Here is a 16973-nt window from a genome sequence, read left to right on the forward strand (position 1 = left end):
CGTAACCCACCTCTTTAATTTCCGCGGCGACAGAAGTGGTGGGTTACGCTGCGCTAACCCACCCTACGATGCCAGCCTTCACTGCCCAGCCACCAAGCTCATCACAAAGCGGCTGCCGACGATAAACAGATAACACCCGAACGCCACCTCCAGCGTGCGCTTCGACATCGCATGCGCGGCTCGCACGCCGAGCGGCGCGGTGACGAGGCTCATCGGCATCACCAGCACGGCGCCGATCAGCGAGACGTAACCAAGCGCGAACGGCACCTGCAGCGCTGCGACGGCGGGATAGGTCGCCGCCGCCGGCCAGCCGGCGTAGATGTAGCCGAGCGCGCCGGGAATCGAGATCAGCACGGCGAGCGCCGACGAGGTCGCCACCGCCTGGTGGATCGGACGGCCGTAGAACGTCATCAGCAGATTCGAGAACAGGCCGCCGCCGATGCCCATCAGCGTCGAGAGGATGCCGACGCAGAAGCCGTAGAACCGCATCAGGGCCCCCTTCGGCAGGTCGTCGCCGAACTTCCAGCCTTCACGCGCGAGGATCAGGCGCGCTGCGGCCGAATAGGCGACGCAGACGAACACGATCTTGAACAGCTTTTCCGGCGCATAGCGCGCGATCACGCTGCCGCAGACGACGCCGATCACGATCGGCAGCCACCACACGCGCAGGATCGTCATGTCCACGGCACCGCGCTTGTAATGCGCCTGGAACGACCGAATCGATGTCGGGATGATCACCGCGAGCGAGGTGCCGATGCAGAGCGGCATGCGCACCTCCAGCGGCACGCCGGCGATACGGAAGCATTCGTAGAACACCGGCACGAGAATCGCGCCGCCGCCGATGCCGAACACGCCGGCCAAAAATCCCGAGAGCGCGCCCGTTGCGATCAGCAACAGCGCGAGCTCGACGATCTCCTTGATATCAAGACCTGCAATCACCCCTGACCTGCCCCGGCGACTGGTCGCAGCGTCTCCGAAGCGCGCGTTCGGAGTTGGCTACGCGCCAAGCTCTAGGCGATCTGATTTGTGCGGTCGACCGCTGCGTTCGCTGTCTTGGGTGGGATGCAGGCCGCGCATATCCGTCCACGCTGCGAAAAATCAGTGCGCCCGACGGAAATTGGCGACGTCGCTTTGGCCGATCGATCGGCCGCTCGCGGCATGAACTGACTGGTTCGAACGCCGGACGGCCGAAGGCTGGTTAGAGCCGTTCCAATAGCAATTTCAATGCGCCTCACCCGTCGCCGCAAAGTATGAATATATATTCTTTCTTTGGTCGGCATACCGCCCCTCTGGTATACCAAGGCCCTGATTGGCCTTGTTTCATCAAGGGCCTAGGGCTGAACGACGGTTCGATTTATGGCGATTTGGTGATTGCGCAGGCCAAACCGACTCCGTAAATAGAGCCGACCTTTCGCGATCCCCGCGCGCCCTCTGCTGGGCCGCAATAAAACATCAAAAGCCCATGACCGCACGGATCGAACGACCGCTTTCACCACACCTGCAAGTCTATCGCTGGACCTTGACGATGGCGCTGTCCATCGTTCACCGCGCCACCGGTATCGCCCTTTACGTCGGAACCCTGCTGCTGGCCTGGTGGCTGATCGCGGCGGCGTCCGGCCCCGCCGCCTATGCCCATGTCCAGGCCTTCACCGGCAGCATCATCGGCCGCCTGATTCTGTTCGGCTACACCTGGGCGCTGATGCATCATATGCTGAGCGGCATCCGGCATTTCGTCTGGGATCTCGGCTTCGGCTTCAAGGCCAATGAGCGCGAAGCGCTGACCTGGGGCGCGCTGATCGGCGGCATCGTGCTGACGGTTCTGATCTGGATCATCGCCTATGCGACCGGAGGCGGACGATGAGCGCGACCGATACGCCCAAGCGCAGCATGCGCACCCCGCTCGGCCGCGTCCGCAATCTCGGCGCCGCCCATTCCGGCACGTCCGACTTCTGGCGCCAGCGCGTCACCGCCGTCGCGATGACGCTGCTGATGATCCCGGTGCTGGTGATCATCGTGATGCTGTTCGGCCGCAACCAGGCCTTCGTGGCGCAGACGCTCGGTTCGCTGCCGATCGCCGTCATCATGCTGCTCTTCATCGTCGCCAGCGCCTGGCACATGAAGATCGGCATGCAGGTGGTGATCGAGGACTACATTCATAACGAGAAGCTGAAGCTCGTCTCGGTCATGCTCAACAACTTCTTCTCGGTCGCCGTGGCACTGGCCTCGATCTACGCGATCCTGAAACTTTCCTCCGGAGTGTAACCCATGGCCGCTGAGACCAATGGCAAGGGCAACGGCGCTCCCGCCACCAACGGAAAAGCCTATCCGATCGAAGACCACACCTACGACGTCGTCGTGGTCGGCGCCGGCGGCGCCGGTCTGCGCGCCGTGGTCGGCTGCAGCGAAGCCGGCCTGAAGACGGCCTGCATCACCAAGGTGTTTCCGACCCGCTCGCACACGGTCGCGGCGCAGGGCGGCATCTCGGCCTCGCTCGGCAACATGCACAAGGACGACTGGCGCTGGCACATGTACGACACCGTGAAGGGGTCGGACTGGCTCGGCGACCAGGACGCGATCGAATACATGGTGCGCAACGCGCCCGACGCGGTCTACGAGCTCGAGCATTGGGGCGTGCCGTTCTCGCGCACCGAGGACGGCAAGATCTACCAGCGTCCGTTCGGCGGTATGACCACCGAGTTCGGCAAGTCGCAGGCGCAGCGCACCTGCGCCGCCGCCGACCGCACCGGCCACGCCATGCTGCACACGATGTACGGCCAGTCGCTGCGCCACGCGGCCGAGTTCTTCATCGAGTTCTTCGCCATCGACCTGATCATGGACGACCAGGGCACCTGCCGCGGCGTCATCGCGCTCAAGCTCGACGACGGCACGCTGCACCGCTTCCGCGCCCAGACCGTGATCCTCGCCACCGGCGGCTACGGCCGCGCCTACGCTTCCTGCACCTCGGCGCACACCTGCACCGGCGACGGCGGCGGCATGGTGCTGCGCGCCGGCCTGCCGATGCAGGACATGGAGTTCGTGCAGTTCCATCCGACCGGCATCTACGGCTCGGGCTGTCTCGTCACCGAAGGCGCCCGCGGCGAAGGCGGCTATCTCGTCAACTCCGAAGGCGAGCGCTTCATGGAGCGCTATGCGCCTTCCGCGAAGGACCTCGCCTCACGCGACGTCGTCTCGCGCGCGATGACCATCGAGATCCGCGAGGGACGCGGCGTCGGCAAGAAGAAGGACCACATCTTCCTGCATCTCGACCATCTCGATCCCGCGGTGCTCGCCGAGCGGCTGCCGGGCATCTCGGAATCCGCAAAAATCTTCGCCAATGTCGACGTGACGCGCGAGCCGATCCCGATCGTGCCGACCGTGCACTACAACATGGGCGGCATCCCCACGAACTATCACGGCGAAGTGCTGACCAAGAAGGACGGCGACGACAACGCGATCATCCCGGGCCTGATGGCGATCGGCGAAGCGGCCTGCGTCTCCGTGCACGGCGCCAACCGCCTCGGCTCCAACTCGCTGATCGACCTCGTCGTGTTCGGCCGCGCCGCGGCGCTCCGCCTCGCCGAGAAGCTCACGCCCAATGCCAAGCAGCCCGAGCTGCCGGCGAACTCGTCGGACCTCGCGCTCGGCCGTCTCGACCATTACCGCTACGCCTCCGGCGGCACCCCGACCGCGAAGCTGCGCGAGGGCATGCAGAACGTGATGCAGACCAATTGCGCGGTGTTCCGCACCGGCGAAGTCCTGAGCGAAGGCCAGCACCTGATCGAGAAGGTCCACAGCGGCATCACCGACATCGCGGTGTCCGATCGTTCGCTGGTTTGGAATTCCGACCTGATCGAGACGCTGGAATTCGACAATCTGATCTCGCAGGCGGTGGTGACGATGGACTCCGCCGCCAACCGCACCGAGAGCCGCGGCGCGCATGCCCGCGAGGACTTCTCCGCGCGCGACGACAAGAACTGGATGAAGCACACGCTGGCCTGGCTGGACGACAAGGGCAAGGTCAAGATCGAGTATCGCCCGGTTCACGACTACACCATGACCAACGACGTGCAGTACATCCCGCCCAAGGCGCGCGTGTACTGATCGAACAGCGAAGGCCTTATCGAAATGGTTGAATTCGCACTTCCGAAGAACTCCAAGATCACCGGCGGCAAGACCTGGCCGAAGCCCGCGGGCGCGACCGAGCTGCGCGAGTTCAAGGTCTATCGCTGGAATCCGGACGACGGCAAGAATCCGAGCGTCGACACTTATTACGTCGACACCCATGATTGCGGTCCGATGGTGCTGGACGGCCTGATCTGGATCAAGAACCACATCGACCCGTCGCTGACCTTCCGCCGCTCCTGCCGCGAAGGCGTCTGCGGCTCCTGCGCCATGAACATCGACGGCCAGAACACGCTCGCCTGCACCCGCTCGATGCATGACGTGAAGGACGGCGCGGTGAAGATCAATCCGCTGCCGCACCAGCCGGTCGTGAAGGACCTCGTCCCCGACCTGACCAATTTCTACGCGCAGTACGCCTCCGTCGAGCCGTGGCTGAAGACGACCTCGCCGACACCGCAGAAGGAATGGCGCCAGAGCCACGAGGACCGCGAGAAGCTCGACGGCCTCTACGAGTGCATCCTGTGCGCCTGCTGCTCGACCTCCTGCCCGAGCTATTGGTGGAACAGCGAGCGCTATCTCGGCCCCGCCGCGCTGCTGCAGGCCAACCGCTGGGTCTCCGATTCGCGGGACGAGGCGACCGGCGAGCGCCTCGACAATCTCGAGGACCCGTTCCGCCTCTATCGCTGCCACACCATCATGAACTGCGCCAAGGCCTGCCCGAAGGGCCTGAACCCCGCGGAGGCCATCGCCGAGCTCAAGCTCAAGATGGTCGAGCGCCAGATCTAGCATCGTTCATGCTACGGCCCCCGGCCATCGCGGCCGGGGTATGCCACGGCCGGCGGCATTTTGAGTAGAATTTGCCGCAACGCGCGTGGCGGGCGATTTGCCGCAATACAACCAAAGATTACAGCCATAAGCCGCTTCCTTCCCGGCGGGAAGTTCAGTTAAGCTCTCCGGTCTGGACCGGAGCGAACGTGCACGGCGCGCAACGCAATTCGCTGAGACTCTTGCAGTGGATGATGGCTGCATCCCTGGCGCTGCCGATTGCGCTGTTCGTGATCGCCTCCACGATCTCCTACAACTCCACCCGCGACATCGCCGACCGCGAGATCCAGCGCACGCTCGACGTCGCGCATGAGCACGCGCTCAAGGTGTTCGAAACCATCGACCGCAGCCTGTCCGAGCTCAACGAGGTCGTGCGCGGACTTCCCGACGAGGTCATCCGCGCGCGCGAGCCGGCGCTGCACCCCCGGCTGAAGCGGCTGGCCGATTCGCTGCCGCAGCTCAAATCCGCCTGGATCTTCGACGCCGACGGAAAGGCGCTGGTCAACAGCCTCGCCTCGCCGCCGCCGGAACTGGGCTTTGCCGACCGCGACTATTTCTACGTCCATGTCGACCAGAGCATCGGATCCTTCATCGGCACGCCGCTGACGCCGCGCCCGCCCTACCAGGGCGCGCGCTTCTTCGGCGTGAGCCGACGCCGCGACTCCGACGACGGCCGCTTCATCGGCGTGATCCAGGCCTCGGTGCTGCCGGAATATTTCGAGAGCTTCTATGCCCGGATCGGCTCCGATCCCGGCAGCTTTTTCGCGATGGGGCGCACCGACGGCGTGATGCTGGCGCATTTCCCCCGGCTCGACCGCGACCTCCGGCTCGATCCAAGCGGGCCGGTCGGCCGCGAGATCGCCGCGCACCCCGCGCAGGGGCTCATGACGATCGCCTGGCCGTCGGACGGGATCGAGCGCCGCATCGGCTACAGGCGCGTCGCCGAATACCCGATCTATGTCAGCGCCGGGCTGGAGACGTCGGCGATCCGGGCACGCTGGTACGCGACCATCGGCCAGCATCTGGTGTTCGGCATCCCCGCCACCGCGCTGCTGTTCCTGCTGCTCGCCTTCGCGTTCCGGCGCACCCAGAATCTCCAGGCCGAAGCCGCCAAGCGGCGGGAGGCCGAGGAGGCGCTCAAGCACAGCCAGCGGCTGGAGGCGCTCGGGCAGCTCACCGGCGGCGTCGCGCACGACTTCAACAATCTGCTGACCGTGATCCGTGCCTCGGTCGATCTGCTGAACCGGCCGCAGCTGACCGAGGAGCGGCGGCAGCGCTACATCACGGCGATCGCGGATGCGGTCGCGCGCGCGGCCCGGCTGACCTCGCAGCTATTGGCCTTCGCACGGCGCCAGACGCTGAAGCCGGAAGTGTTCGACGTCGGCGAGCGGATCCAGTCGCTGCACGACATGCTCGCCACGCTGCTGGGCCCCGCGATCGAGATCAAGATGCGGCTGCCGGCGGATCCGTGCCTCGTCAATGCCGATGCCAGCCAGTTCGAGACGGCGCTGATCAACATGGCGACCAACGCGCGCGACGCCATGCAGGGCAAGGGCCGGATCAGCTTCACCGTCGAGGCGGCGGCGAGCGTTCCGGGCAGCCATATCGCGGGGGACCTCGGCTTCGTCGCCGTGACCGTCGCCGACACCGGCGTCGGCATTCCTGCCGCGCGGCTCGGGCGCGTCTTCGAGCCGTTCTTCACCACCAAGCAGGTCGGACACGGCACCGGTCTCGGCCTGTCGCAGGTGTTCGGCTTTGCCCGGCAATCCGGCGGCGAGGTGACGGTGGCGAGCGAGGTCGGACAGGGCAGCTCCTTCTCGCTGTTTCTGCCGCGCGTGCCGGCGGAGCTGCTGCCGCGGCGGCAGGCACCTGACACCGCGCCCGCGGCCGGTAGCGGCATGTCGGTGCTGCTGGTCGAGGACAATATCGAGCTCGCCAATTTCGCCGCCGACGGGCTCACCGAGCTCGGCTACAGCATCACGCTGGTCGACAATGCCGCCGATGCGCTCGCCGAGCTCGTCGTGGACGCGGATCGCTTCGACGTCGTGTTCTCCGACGTGGTGATGCCGGGAATGACCGGGCTCGACCTTGCGCGGGCGATCCGCGATCGCAGCATCGGCGTGCCGGTCGTGCTGACCACCGGCTACAGCCAGGCGCTGTCGCAGGAGGGCAACCTCGGCTTCGAGCTCGTGCAGAAGCCCTATTCGATCGAGGAATTGTCGCAGGTGCTGCACCGCGCCGCGCGGCTGCGGCGGGTGCGCGACGGCGCCGCCGAATAGCAGTAACATGGAACCGGCTGGAACCGGCTGAGTTCCCTGGCGTTACCCGGCCATGCAAAAGCCGGCCAGACAACGCGAACAGGGCAAGACGCCAATTGTCGAAATCAAGGGCGAGAACGGCGACGAGGTCGCGCCGCCGCCGCCGGAGGTGCTCGAGCCCGATCCCGAGCTGTCGCCCGAAGAGGCCGAGCAGGCGCGCAAGGATTACCTGCTGACGCGCTTCTGGATCAGCGCGCGCGGCTTCTGGAGCCGCAACGGCGACCGCCTGGCCTGGCCGTTCTCGCTCGGGCTCGGCGTGCTGATCGTCCTCACCGTCGCCTTTCAGTACGGCATCAATGTCTGGAATCGCGCGATCTTCGACGCCATCGAGAAGCGCGATGCGGGCACCGTCTTCCATCTCACTGCGGTCTTCTTCCCGCTCGCGATCGGCAGCATCGTGCTCGGCGTCGCGCAGGTGTTCGCGCGCATGAGCATCCAGCGGCGCTGGCGGGGCTGGCTCACCAGCAGCGTGCTGACCCGCTGGCTCACCAACGGCCGCTACTACCAGCTCAACCTCGTCGGCGGCGACCACAAGAATCCGGAATACCGGATCGCGGAGGATTTGCGCATCGCGACCGACTCGCCGGTGGATTTCCTCGCCGGCGTCACCTCGGCGCTGCTCTCGGCTGTGACCTTCATCGTCGTGCTCTGGACCATCGGCGGCGCGCTCACCGTCACGCTTGGCGGCTCCACTGTCACCATTCCCGGCTTCCTCGTGATCGCCGCGATGCTCTATGCCGCCATCGCCTCCGGCTCGATCGTGGTGATCGGCCGGCGCTTCGTGCAGGTCTCCGAGGACAAGAACCAGGCCGAGGCCGACTTCCGCTACACGCTGACGCGCGTGCGCGAGAACGGCGAGAGCATCGCCTTGCTCGGCGGCGAGGAGGAGGAGCGCGGCGGCATCGACCGCAACTTCACGAGCGTGCTGCGGCAATGGGCGCGGCTCGCCGGACAGCACATGCGCACCACGCTGGTTTCGCAGGGATCGAGCCTCGTTGCCCCCATCGTGCCTCTCCTGCTCTGCGCGCCGAAATTCCTCGACGGCAGCATGACGCTGGGACAGGTAATGCAGGCGGCGTCGGCCTTCACCATCGTGCAGAGCGCGTTCGGCTGGCTGGTGGACAATTATCCGCGGCTCGCCGACTGGAACGCCTGTGCGCGCCGCATCGCCTCGCTGATGATGTCGCTCGACGGCCTCGAGCGCGCCGAGCAGGGCGACGGCCTCGGCCGCATCAAGCGCGGCGAGACCAGCAACGACGCCATGCTGGAATTGCACGACCTCTCGGTCACGCTGGATGACGGCACGGCCGTGGTCGGAGAGACCGAGGTGGTGATCGAGCCCGGCGAGCGGCTGCTGGTCGCCGGCGAATCCGGCACCGGCAAGAGCACGCTGGTGCGCGCCATCGCGGGGCTCTGGCCATGGGGCGGCGGCAGCGTCAATTTCCACGCCGACCGGCGGCTGTTCATGCTGCCGCAGCGGCCTTACGTACCCTCGGGATCGCTGCGCCGCGCGGTCGCCTATCCCGGCGCCGCCGAAAACTGGACCGAGGAGGAGATCGGCGAAGCCCTGCACAAGGTCGGTCTCGACCATCTCAAGGAGAAGATCGAGGAAGAGGGGCCGTGGGACCAGACGCTATCCGGCGGCGAGAAGCAGCGCCTCGCCTTCGCGCGGCTGCTGCTGCACAACCCCGACATCGTCGTGCTGGACGAAGCGACCTCGGCGCTCGACGAGAAGAGCCAGGACAAGATGATGCAGATGGTCACCGACGAGTTGCCCAAAGCGACCATCGTCAGCGTCGCGCATCGCGTCGAGCTGGAAGCCTTCCACAGCCGCAAGATCGTGCTGGAGCGCCGCAAGGGCGGCGCCAAGCTCGTCAGCGACATCGACCTGATCCCGCGCAAGGGCAAGCGCAAGCTGCTCGGGCGATTCCTGCGGCAGCGCAAGGCGCCGAAGAAAGCGGCTTGAGGCTTCGTAGCGCTCGCAAGCGAGCCAAGATTCGCTCGTCGTCCCGGCGCAGGCCGGGACCCATACCCCCAGGAAGCAGTTTGGCGAAGATCGGAGTGGGAGCCTTCGCACACCACTCACATTCGTGGTTATGGGTCCCGGCCTGCGCCGGGACGACACCGAGATTGTGGCTCGCATCGAGCGTTGGAGTCCCCGCCAAAACCGGCTATGCATGCGCCGCCTGCAACGAGGACCTGCTGCTTGACGCCCGACAATGCCCCTCCATCCGCGCCGTTCGGCGCGTTTGCGCCGAATGCGGCGCAGGCCGCGATCATTCGCCTCGCGCAGCAGTCGGGGCTGAAGCGCGGCGCGTTCCGGCCGTGGATGTCGCGGCTGGTCAATCTGCTGCGCGGCGGGCCGATCGACGTGCAATATCAGGGCGCCTCGTTCCGCTTCTATCACCAGGGCAGCGCCACCGAGCGCGGCGCGCTGTTCAATCCTGACTACAATCTCGACGAGCTCGATTTCCTGCGCCAGCACACGCCAGCGGGCGGTGTGTTCGTTGACGTCGGCGCCAATGTCGGCACCTTTGCGCTGGTGATGGCGCAGCAGGTCGGCGCAACCGGCAAGGTGGTCGCGATCGAGCCGCATCCCCTCACCTTCGGGCGGCTCGCCTTCAACCATGCCGCATCGAAAGCAACACAGGTGCGCCTGGTTCAGGCCGCGGCGGGCGACAGTGACGGCGAGCTGATGATCGAGAGCGGCGGCGGCAATCTCGGCGCCACGCATGTCGTCACCGGCACGGCCAGCGCGGAAGCCATCAAGGTGCCGTCGCTGCGCCTGACCCGCATTCTCGACGAGGCCGGCGTTACCCGAGTCGATTCGCTCAAGATCGACGTCGAAGGTTTCGAGGACCGCGTGCTGATCGGCTTCTTCCGCGACGCGCCGCAATCGCTGTGGCCGCGCGCGGTCGTGATCGAGCATCTGTCACAAAACGAATGGCAGCAGGATTGTATTGCCGACATGGTCGCGCGCGGCTTCACGGTCGCGCGCAAGACGCGGAGCAATACGTTCCTGTCGCGCTGACGGAATCAGGCAACGGAGGTTTGCGATGATCGACCATCTGGGTTTCTCGGTCTCCGATTACGAGCGTGCGAAAGCGTTTTATGCGAAGGCGCTGGCGCCGCTCGATTACAGCCTGATCATGGAAGTGACGGCGGAGCAGACCGGCCACGCCGCGGCGGCCGGCTTCGGCGCAGGCGGCAAGCCTGATCTCTGGTTCGGCGCCGAAGGCGCCATGAACAAGCCGGTGCACATCGCGATCACGGCCAAGGACCGCGCCACAGTTGATGCCTTCTACAAGGCGGCGATGGCCGCCGGCGGGCGCGACAACGGGCCTCCGGGTATCCGGGCGCATTATCACGCGAACTATTACGGCGCGTTCGTGCTCGACCCTGACGGCCACAACATCGAGGCCGTCTGTCACGCGCCGGAATAGACGGGTTCCGGCTGGAACATCGCATCCCGCGGGCCGTTATCGATCCTTGCAGCAAGGAGTACGATATGGCCAACGACAATGCCCGCGACGTCGACCGCGTTTGGGATCTGATGAAGAAGATCGGATTCGCGATGCTGGTGACGCGCGACGGCGACAAGCTGCGCGCGCGGCCGATGAGCGCCTATCTCGATCGCGACGCGAACACGATCTTCTTCCTCACCGACGCGCGCCGTCACAAGGACGAGGAGATCGCGCGCAATCCCTCCATCAACCTGTCGTTCGCCGATGCCGGCAGCCAGAAATATGTTTCGCTGACCGGCACTGCCGCCGTCTCCAACGACCGCGCGAAGATCAAGCAGCTGTTCACGACGCCGGCGAAGGCATGGTGGGACTCCGCGGAGGATCCCAATATCCGCGTGCTCAAGATCACGCCTGACGACGCCGAGTTCTGGGACTCGCCGGGCACGGTGATCTCCTATGTGAAGATGGCTGCCGCGGCGGTGACGAACACGCGTCCCGATATCGGCGAGAACCGCAAGGTCTCGATGTGACGCCGATCGAGCCGCCCGAGATTCCACCGTCGACACCGGGCACTCCGACCGAGCCGCCGCCGGGCATTCCGCCCGGCAATCCGCAGCCCGAGATCACGCCGCCGGTGCGCGAGCCCGGCGAATCACCGCGGCCCGACGAATTGCCGGGCCGCTTGCCCGAAGAGATTCCATCGCGCGGGCCGAACGGACCGCTCACTCCCAATCCCGCGACGGACGCAATGCCGCCGCGGATCGCATATGAGGCGAAGCATCACATGTGAGGCGATTGCAACGTACGCCTGAATGCGCAATGAACGTCACCATAGTGAGGTGATTTGCGTGCAGAAATAAATCGGGCCACGACCGCTTCGCCCGCCACAATGCGGCCTAACGCGTAGCTGTTCATCCCAACACTTCGTCAAAGAACCTTCCGGGGAAGTTCACCATCATGACCAACCTTCGTTTCGTGCTGCTTGCGACGTCGGCTCTCACCGCGATGCAATTGGCCAACACCGCATCGCATGCGCAGGGCGCCTCGCCGCTCGTCGTCGCGCAGGCCCAGCCACAGCAAGAGACTGGCCCTGACGGAAAACCGAAGCAGCCGCCGAAGGGCCCGCCAGGCGCCGCGCCGCCTGCAGCCCCGGCACGCCCGGCCGCACCGCCGCCCGCTGCGGCACCGCCTCACCCGCCCGCCGCGCCTCCGCCGGCTGCCGCGCCTGCGCGCCCTGCCGCGCCGCCGCCCCCACCGCCTCCGCCTGCGGCCCGCCCGGCTCCGCCGCCGCCTCCCCCGCCGCCTGCCGCCCCGAAGCAGCCGTCGCCGCCTCCGGCCGCGGCTCCGCAGCAGCATGCCCCGACCCCGCCGCCTCCGCCGCCCCCTGCAGCACGTCCGGCTCCCACGCCGCCTCCCGCCGCGGCTCCACAGCACACGCCTCCGCCTCCGCCGCCCCCTGCAGCGGCGCGCCCGGCGCCTGCGCCCACGGCGACGCCCCCGGCCCCTCCGCCCGCAGCACCGGCGGTGCGACCTGCCGCGCCTGCCCCGGCCACAACGCCGGCTCCGGCCGCAACACCTGCGCCGACCGCGACGCCCGCTCCGGGCGCGGCGCCGGCTGGCCGCCCCGGCGTGCCACCGCCGCCGCCCGGCGTGCGTCCCGGTTCGCCTCCGCCGCCGGCAGGGGCAGCGCCCGCTCCGACGGCAACGCCGGCTCCCGGTGGCGCCGCGACGCCGCTGCCCGGACGTCCGGGATCGGCAGCGCCGGCTCCCGGCGCGCCTCCGGCTCCGGCGGCGACGCCAGCTCCTGGCCAGCAAGGTGGAACGCCGCCTGCCGGCGCGCCCGCAGCCGGAACTCCGGCTGCGCCGCCCCAGGCCGGCAACCTCCCTGCACGGCCGCCCGCACCTCCCGCCGGTGCTGCGGCGCCGACAGTCGTGCCGGGCACGCCGGCTGCAGCGCCTCCGCCCGACAGGGCGCAATACAGGCCGCCGACGGTTGCGCCGGCCTTCCGCGCCGCGCCGACGGTTGCAGCACCGCTGCCGCCGCCCCCCCGTCCGCAGCAGCGTGACCTGACGCCGCTCGCGATCGGTGCGGGCGTGGTGGCCGGTGCAGTGATCGGCGCGACCATCGCCGACATGCACAGCCAGCGCCGCGAAGTCGTCGAAGGCGGCCGCACCGTCTACACCGAGCCGGACCGCATCATCATCCGCGATCCGGGCGGGCAGGCGTATGTTCGCGGCAACGACCTCTATCGCTTCCGCTACGGCGCCCGCGACATCCGCACCGATACCGTCGGCGGCGAAACGCGGACGGTCGTGGTGCGTCCCGACGGCAGCGAGGTCATCACCGTGGTCGCCGCGGACGGTTCGCTGCTGCGGCGAATCCGCAGGGACCCGCGCGGACGCGAGATCGTGATCATCGACAACAGCTATCGCGATCCGCGGGCGGTCGGCGGCTTCTATGTCGACGTGCCGCCGCCGGTGGTCAACATCCCCTACGATCGCTACATCGTCGACGCCCAGGAAGCGTCGCCGGACGTGATCTACCAGACCATGCGGGCACCGCCGGTGCAGCGGATCGATCGGCGCTACTCGCTCGACGAGATCCGCTACAGCCCGAACGTCCGCATGCAGATGCCGAGCATCGACGTCAACACGATCAACTTCGAAACGGGATCGTGGACCATCCCGCCGGACCAGGCGGCTCGGCTGCAGGTGATCGCCGACGGCATCAACCAGGCGCTCCAGGCCAATCCGCAGGAGGTGTTCCTGATCGAGGGCCACACCGACGCGGTCGGCAACGACGTCGACAATCTGTCGCTGTCGGACCGCCGCGCGCAGGCCGCCGCCGAGCTGCTGACCCAGCAGTTCAACGTGCCGGCGGAGAACCTGACGTCGCAGGGTTACGGCGAGCAGTACCTGAAGGAGCAGACGCAGGGGCCGAGCCTGATCAACCGGCGCGTCACCGTCCGCCGCATCACGCCGCTGCTCAACGGCGGCCAGGCCAACGCGGCACCGCCGCCGCGCTGAGGCGACACGCATCAATGCAAATGGCCGGGAGCGATCCCGGCCATTTTTTTGTTTTGGGCTCTCATGCCCCGGACGCAGCGCAGCACGCAGTGATGCGCTGCAGAGCCGGGGCCCACACACTATGGATGCAGTTGGATTTGGGTCATGGGTCCCGGCTCTGCGACGCACCGCTGCGCGCTGCATCGCGTCCGGGACACGGATGGAACGCGTAGGGTGGGTTAGCCGAAGGCGTAACCCACCAACTTCGTTCGGCAAATGCGGAAGCGTGGTGGGTTACGCCGAGCAGATGCGCTTCGCGCATCTGCAGGGCTAACCCACCCTACGATCTCAGCCCTTATCGCTCTCGAGCTTGAAGATCTGCGAGCCCTCGCTGCCCGACAGCAGGCCGGTCTTTGAGTAGAGACCGAGCTTGGTGCGCGTGTCCGCGATGTCGAGGTTGCGCATGGTGAGCTGGCCGATGCGGTCGGCCGGCGTGAAGGCGGCGTCCTCGACCTTCTCCATGCTGAGCCGCTCGGGCGCATAGGTGAGGTTGGGGCTCTCGGTGTTGAGGATCGAATAGTCGTTGCCGCGGCGCAGCTCCAGCGTGACCTCGCCGGTGACGGCGCGCGCGACCCAGCGCTGCGCGGTCTCGCGCAGCATCAGGGCCTGCGAGTCGAACCAGCGGCCCTGATAGAGCAGACGTCCCAGGCGCATGCCGCTGATGCGGTACTGCTCGATGGTGTCCTCGTTGTGGATGCCGGTGACGAGGCGCTCATAGGCGATGTGCAGCAACGCCATGCCGGGCGCCTCGTAGATGCCGCGGCTCTTGGCCTCGATGATGCGGTTCTCGATCTGGTCGCTCATGCCGAGGCCATGACGGCCGCCGATGGCATTGGCTTCGAGGAACAGCGCGACGGGATCGGTGAAGGCCTGTCCGTTCAGCGCGACCGGCTGGCCTTCCTCGAAACGCACCACGACCTTCTCGGCCTTCACAGTGCAGTCGTCGCGCCAGAACGGCACGCCCATGATCGGGTTGACGATCTTGATGCCGCTGTCGAGGCTCTCGAGATCCTTGGCCTCGTGCGTGGCGCCGAGCAGATTGCTGTCGGTCGAATACGCCTTCTCGGCGCTCATCTTGTAGGCAAAACCCTGCGCGGTCATGAACGCCGACATCTCGGCGCGGCCGCCGAGCTCGTCGATGAACTGCTGGTCGAGCCAGGGCTTGTAGATTTTCAAGCTCGGATTGGTGAGCAGGCCGTAGCGGTAGAAGCGCTCGATGTCGTTGCCCTTGAAGGTCGAGCCGTCGCCCCAGATGTTGACGCCGTCTTCCTTCATCGCCGCGACCAGCATGGTGCCGGTGACGGCGCGCCCGAGCGGCGTGGTGTTGAAATAGGTGATGCCGCCGGTCGAGATGTGGAAGGCACCCGACTGGATCGCGGCGATGCCTTCGTGCACGAGCTGCGTGCGGCAATCGACCAGCACGGCCTTCTCGGCGCCGAACGCTTCCGCCTTGCGCGGGATCTCGTTGTAGTCGGCCTCGTCGGGCTGGCCGAGATTGGCGGTGTAGGCGTAGCAGCGCGCGCCCTTCTGCTTCATCCAGAGCAGCGCCGCAGAGGTGTCGAGACCGCCCGAAAAAGCGATGCCGACTTTCTCACCCTTGGGCAGGCTTTTCAGGATCGTGGTCATGGGGCTTCCAATCGGTCTCAAGGGGCTGATGAAGGTACGGGCTTGACCGCGCGAATATCAAATTTCGCGGGGGTCGGCACGCATTTAATGGCTCAAATCGAGGGTTCGGGGCCGGTCTTGCGGCCGAACAGGCGCTGGCGGAGGCGGTAGCCGGGCGCGGCCAGCCGGGTCAGCGCGGCGTCCACCGCCGCGTCCGAGAACCGCGTCCGCGGCCAGCGGTAGATCAGTGCGTAGGCCAGCCAGATCACGACGAAGGTGACGAGGCCGGCAATCGAGACGTCGGTGAAGAAGTGCCCGCCGAAGGCCATGCGCAGCCCGCTGGTGACCGCGCCGAAGATCACCGCCGCGGCATAGGCGAGCGGCCGCCACGCCGGCGGCGCCAGCGCGGCCGGGGCCAGCGTCCAGAACGCGGTCGCGCCCTCGCCGGAGAAGAACGAGCAGTTGCGCGCACAGCCGCCGCGCGGATCCCACCACGGCACGAATTGCTGGTCGCCGGCAAACTGCGTCACCACCACCGGACGCGGCCGGCCCCAATAGGTCTTGAACGTGAGGTTGGTGAGGATGCCCGCCGACAGGATGATCGTCGTCAGCAGGAACACCATCGCGCGCCCCGACACCATCAGCGGCCGGTCCGGCCGAAACAGCTTGACCACGAGCGCCACCAGCGAAGGCAGCACGAAGGCCCAGGCGATCCACATCGCCGCGTCGCGCACAAAGCCCGCCCAGGCCACCGATTTGAGCGGAAAGGTTTTGGTCTCGGGGTCGAAGAACAGCGACGCCAGCTTGAGATCGAGCTCGGGATAGAGGCCGAAAAGAACGCCGATCACGAGCCACAGCGCCAGGCCGATGAAGAGTCCGGTACGGTTCATGGCGCGCGGTTTAGCGGAGTGGGAGCGGGATGGAAACCCCGGGGAAAGCGCCCACCCTCCCCTTCCAGGGGAAGGTCAGCAATCACCGCGCATCTTGCGTTGAATTCGACGGCAGCGGCGGAGGCGGCTTGCGCGGGGGCGGCGGGTTGCGCCAGGCGCCGGCGTTGCGGCCGGCGACCAGCCAGTAGACGACGCCGGCGACGATGCCCGCACCCGTCATGATTTCCAGATGCCGCCGCACGATGCCCTCGAACTGCAGCGTGTCGGAGTGGAAGGGAACGAGGCCGAGATAGCAGGCAAGCCCGACAAGGCCGCCGCCGACGGCATAGGCGAGCGCGCTGCGGATGTAGAGCGCTTCGGTGATGGCGACGATCACCGCCGCCGGCACCAGCGCGAAACCCGAGACGAAGATGAAGCCGAAGCCGAGCAGGATGTCGATCGCGCCCTGGTCGACGGGACCTGCGCCGAGATCGGCAAACTCCGGAAACAGCAGCGCGCCGACGACGATCATGCCGCCGACGAAACAGGCGGCCAGGAAGCCGATGAATATGACGATGAGGCGGCCGATCAGGGACATGGCGCTACTCTCACCGTCATTGCGAGGAGCGTAGCGACGAAGCAATCCAGATTGCCGCGGCGGAAAGACGCTGGATTGCTTCGCTTCGCTCGCAATGACGGGGGTG

General features: G+C 66.9%; 15 protein-coding genes. 11 read left to right on the forward strand and 4 right to left on the reverse strand.

Translation table 11 applies throughout. From position 1 onward, the window contains the following. Positions 1-78: 78 nt before the first annotated feature. Positions 79-939: a sulfite exporter TauE/SafE family protein gene (locus A7X65_RS12515; protein WP_063685127.1), complete on the reverse strand. Its 861-nt coding sequence runs from the start codon at positions 937-939 to the stop codon at positions 79-81. A gap of 523 nt (positions 940-1462) precedes the next feature. On the opposite strand from A7X65_RS12515, the gene sdhC reads away from it, so the two are divergent. The 11 genes from sdhC to A7X65_RS12570 all read left to right on the forward strand — a co-directional run bounded on the left by sdhC (position 1463) and on the right by A7X65_RS12570 (position 13756). After that, positions 1463-1861 (forward strand): succinate dehydrogenase, cytochrome b556 subunit, encoded by a 399-nt coding sequence (gene sdhC / locus A7X65_RS12520; protein WP_063685129.1) that lies wholly within the window; start codon positions 1463-1465, stop codon positions 1859-1861. Then, positions 1858-2262 carry a succinate dehydrogenase, hydrophobic membrane anchor protein gene (gene sdhD / locus A7X65_RS12525; RefSeq protein WP_063685131.1) on the forward strand — a complete coding sequence of 135 codons (405 nt, stop codon included), beginning with the start codon at positions 1858-1860 and terminating at the stop codon, positions 2260-2262. Before sdhC ends, sdhD begins: the two co-directional genes overlap by 4 nt. A gap of 3 nt (positions 2263-2265) precedes the next feature. Then, complete coding sequence (gene sdhA / locus A7X65_RS12530; protein ID WP_063685133.1) at positions 2266-4101, forward strand: succinate dehydrogenase flavoprotein subunit; 1836 nt, start codon at positions 2266-2268, stop codon at positions 4099-4101. Positions 4102-4125: 24 nt separating this feature from the next. Continuing rightward, on the forward strand, positions 4126-4908 hold the full coding sequence (locus A7X65_RS12535) for a succinate dehydrogenase iron-sulfur subunit (RefSeq protein WP_063685135.1): 783 nt from the start codon (positions 4126-4128) through the stop codon (positions 4906-4908). A 188-nt stretch (positions 4909-5096) separates the two neighbouring features. Further along, positions 5097-7226: a hybrid sensor histidine kinase/response regulator gene (locus A7X65_RS12540; RefSeq protein WP_082884924.1), complete on the forward strand. Its 2130-nt coding sequence runs from the start codon at positions 5097-5099 to the stop codon at positions 7224-7226. Between the two features lie 52 nt (positions 7227-7278). Further along, positions 7279-9231 (forward strand): ABC transporter ATP-binding protein/permease, encoded by a 1953-nt coding sequence (locus A7X65_RS12545; protein WP_063685139.1) that lies wholly within the window; start codon positions 7279-7281, stop codon positions 9229-9231. Positions 9232-9471: 240 nt separating this feature from the next. Then, entirely contained in the window at positions 9472-10296 is an 825-nt protein-coding gene (locus A7X65_RS12550) for an FkbM family methyltransferase (RefSeq protein ID WP_063687639.1), read from the forward strand. Positions 10297-10321: 25 nt separating this feature from the next. Beyond that, the gene (locus tag A7X65_RS12555) at positions 10322-10708 is read left to right on the forward strand and encodes a VOC family protein (protein WP_063685141.1); all 387 of its coding nucleotides are present in this window, start codon (positions 10322-10324) and stop codon (positions 10706-10708) included. A 65-nt stretch (positions 10709-10773) separates the two neighbouring features. After that, entirely contained in the window at positions 10774-11259 is a 486-nt protein-coding gene (locus tag A7X65_RS12560) for a pyridoxamine 5'-phosphate oxidase family protein (protein ID WP_063685143.1), read from the forward strand. Then, positions 11256-11519, forward strand: a complete 264-nt coding sequence (locus A7X65_RS12565) for a hypothetical protein (RefSeq protein ID WP_063685145.1) — start codon at positions 11256-11258, stop codon at positions 11517-11519. Before A7X65_RS12560 ends, A7X65_RS12565 begins: the two co-directional genes overlap by 4 nt. A 167-nt stretch (positions 11520-11686) precedes the next feature. Continuing rightward, entirely contained in the window at positions 11687-13756 is a 2070-nt protein-coding gene (locus tag A7X65_RS12570) for an OmpA family protein (protein ID WP_063685147.1), read from the forward strand. 327 nt (positions 13757-14083) lie between these two features. On the opposite strand, the gene argG is transcribed toward A7X65_RS12570, so the two are convergent. From argG to A7X65_RS12585, 3 genes are all read right to left on the reverse strand, one after another. After that, positions 14084-15421, reverse strand: coding sequence for an argininosuccinate synthase (gene argG, locus A7X65_RS12575; RefSeq protein WP_063685149.1), 1338 nt, complete (start codon positions 15419-15421; stop codon positions 14084-14086). Between the two features lie 92 nt (positions 15422-15513). Next, positions 15514-16290: a phosphatase PAP2 family protein gene (locus tag A7X65_RS12580; RefSeq protein ID WP_063685151.1), complete on the reverse strand. Its 777-nt coding sequence runs from the start codon at positions 16288-16290 to the stop codon at positions 15514-15516. 82 nt (positions 16291-16372) lie between these two features. Continuing rightward, positions 16373-16867: a hypothetical protein gene (locus tag A7X65_RS12585; protein ID WP_063685153.1), complete on the reverse strand. Its 495-nt coding sequence runs from the start codon at positions 16865-16867 to the stop codon at positions 16373-16375. Positions 16868-16973: the final 106 nt, after the last annotated feature.

The organism is Bradyrhizobium stylosanthis (assembly GCF_001641335.1).
Taxonomy (GTDB): Bacteria; Pseudomonadota; Alphaproteobacteria; order Rhizobiales; family Xanthobacteraceae; genus Bradyrhizobium; species Bradyrhizobium stylosanthis.

Excerpts from the sequence above, each read along its gene's own strand:
- sdhC (WP_063685129.1), top strand. The coding sequence starts at position 1,463 with ATGACCGCACGGATCGAACGACCGCTTTCACCACACCTGCAAGTCTAT.
- sdhD (WP_063685131.1), top strand. The coding sequence starts at position 1,858 with ATGAGCGCGACCGATACGCCCAAGCGCAGCATGCGCACCCCGCTCGGC.
- sdhA (WP_063685133.1), top strand. The coding sequence starts at position 2,266 with ATGGCCGCTGAGACCAATGGCAAGGGCAACGGCGCTCCCGCCACCAAC.
- A7X65_RS12535 (WP_063685135.1), top strand. The coding sequence starts at position 4,126 with ATGGTTGAATTCGCACTTCCGAAGAACTCCAAGATCACCGGCGGCAAG.
- A7X65_RS12545 (WP_063685139.1), top strand. The coding sequence starts at position 7,279 with ATGCAAAAGCCGGCCAGACAACGCGAACAGGGCAAGACGCCAATTGTC.
- A7X65_RS12555 (WP_063685141.1), top strand. The coding sequence starts at position 10,322 with ATGATCGACCATCTGGGTTTCTCGGTCTCCGATTACGAGCGTGCGAAA.
- A7X65_RS12560 (WP_063685143.1), top strand. The coding sequence starts at position 10,774 with ATGGCCAACGACAATGCCCGCGACGTCGACCGCGTTTGGGATCTGATG.
- A7X65_RS12570 (WP_063685147.1), top strand. The coding sequence starts at position 11,687 with ATGACCAACCTTCGTTTCGTGCTGCTTGCGACGTCGGCTCTCACCGCG.
- argG (WP_063685149.1), bottom strand. The coding sequence starts at position 15,421 with ATGACCACGATCCTGAAAAGCCTGCCCAAGGGTGAGAAAGTCGGCATC.
- A7X65_RS12580 (WP_063685151.1), bottom strand. The coding sequence starts at position 16,290 with ATGAACCGTACCGGACTCTTCATCGGCCTGGCGCTGTGGCTCGTGATC.
- A7X65_RS12585 (WP_063685153.1), bottom strand. The coding sequence starts at position 16,867 with ATGTCCCTGATCGGCCGCCTCATCGTCATATTCATCGGCTTCCTGGCC.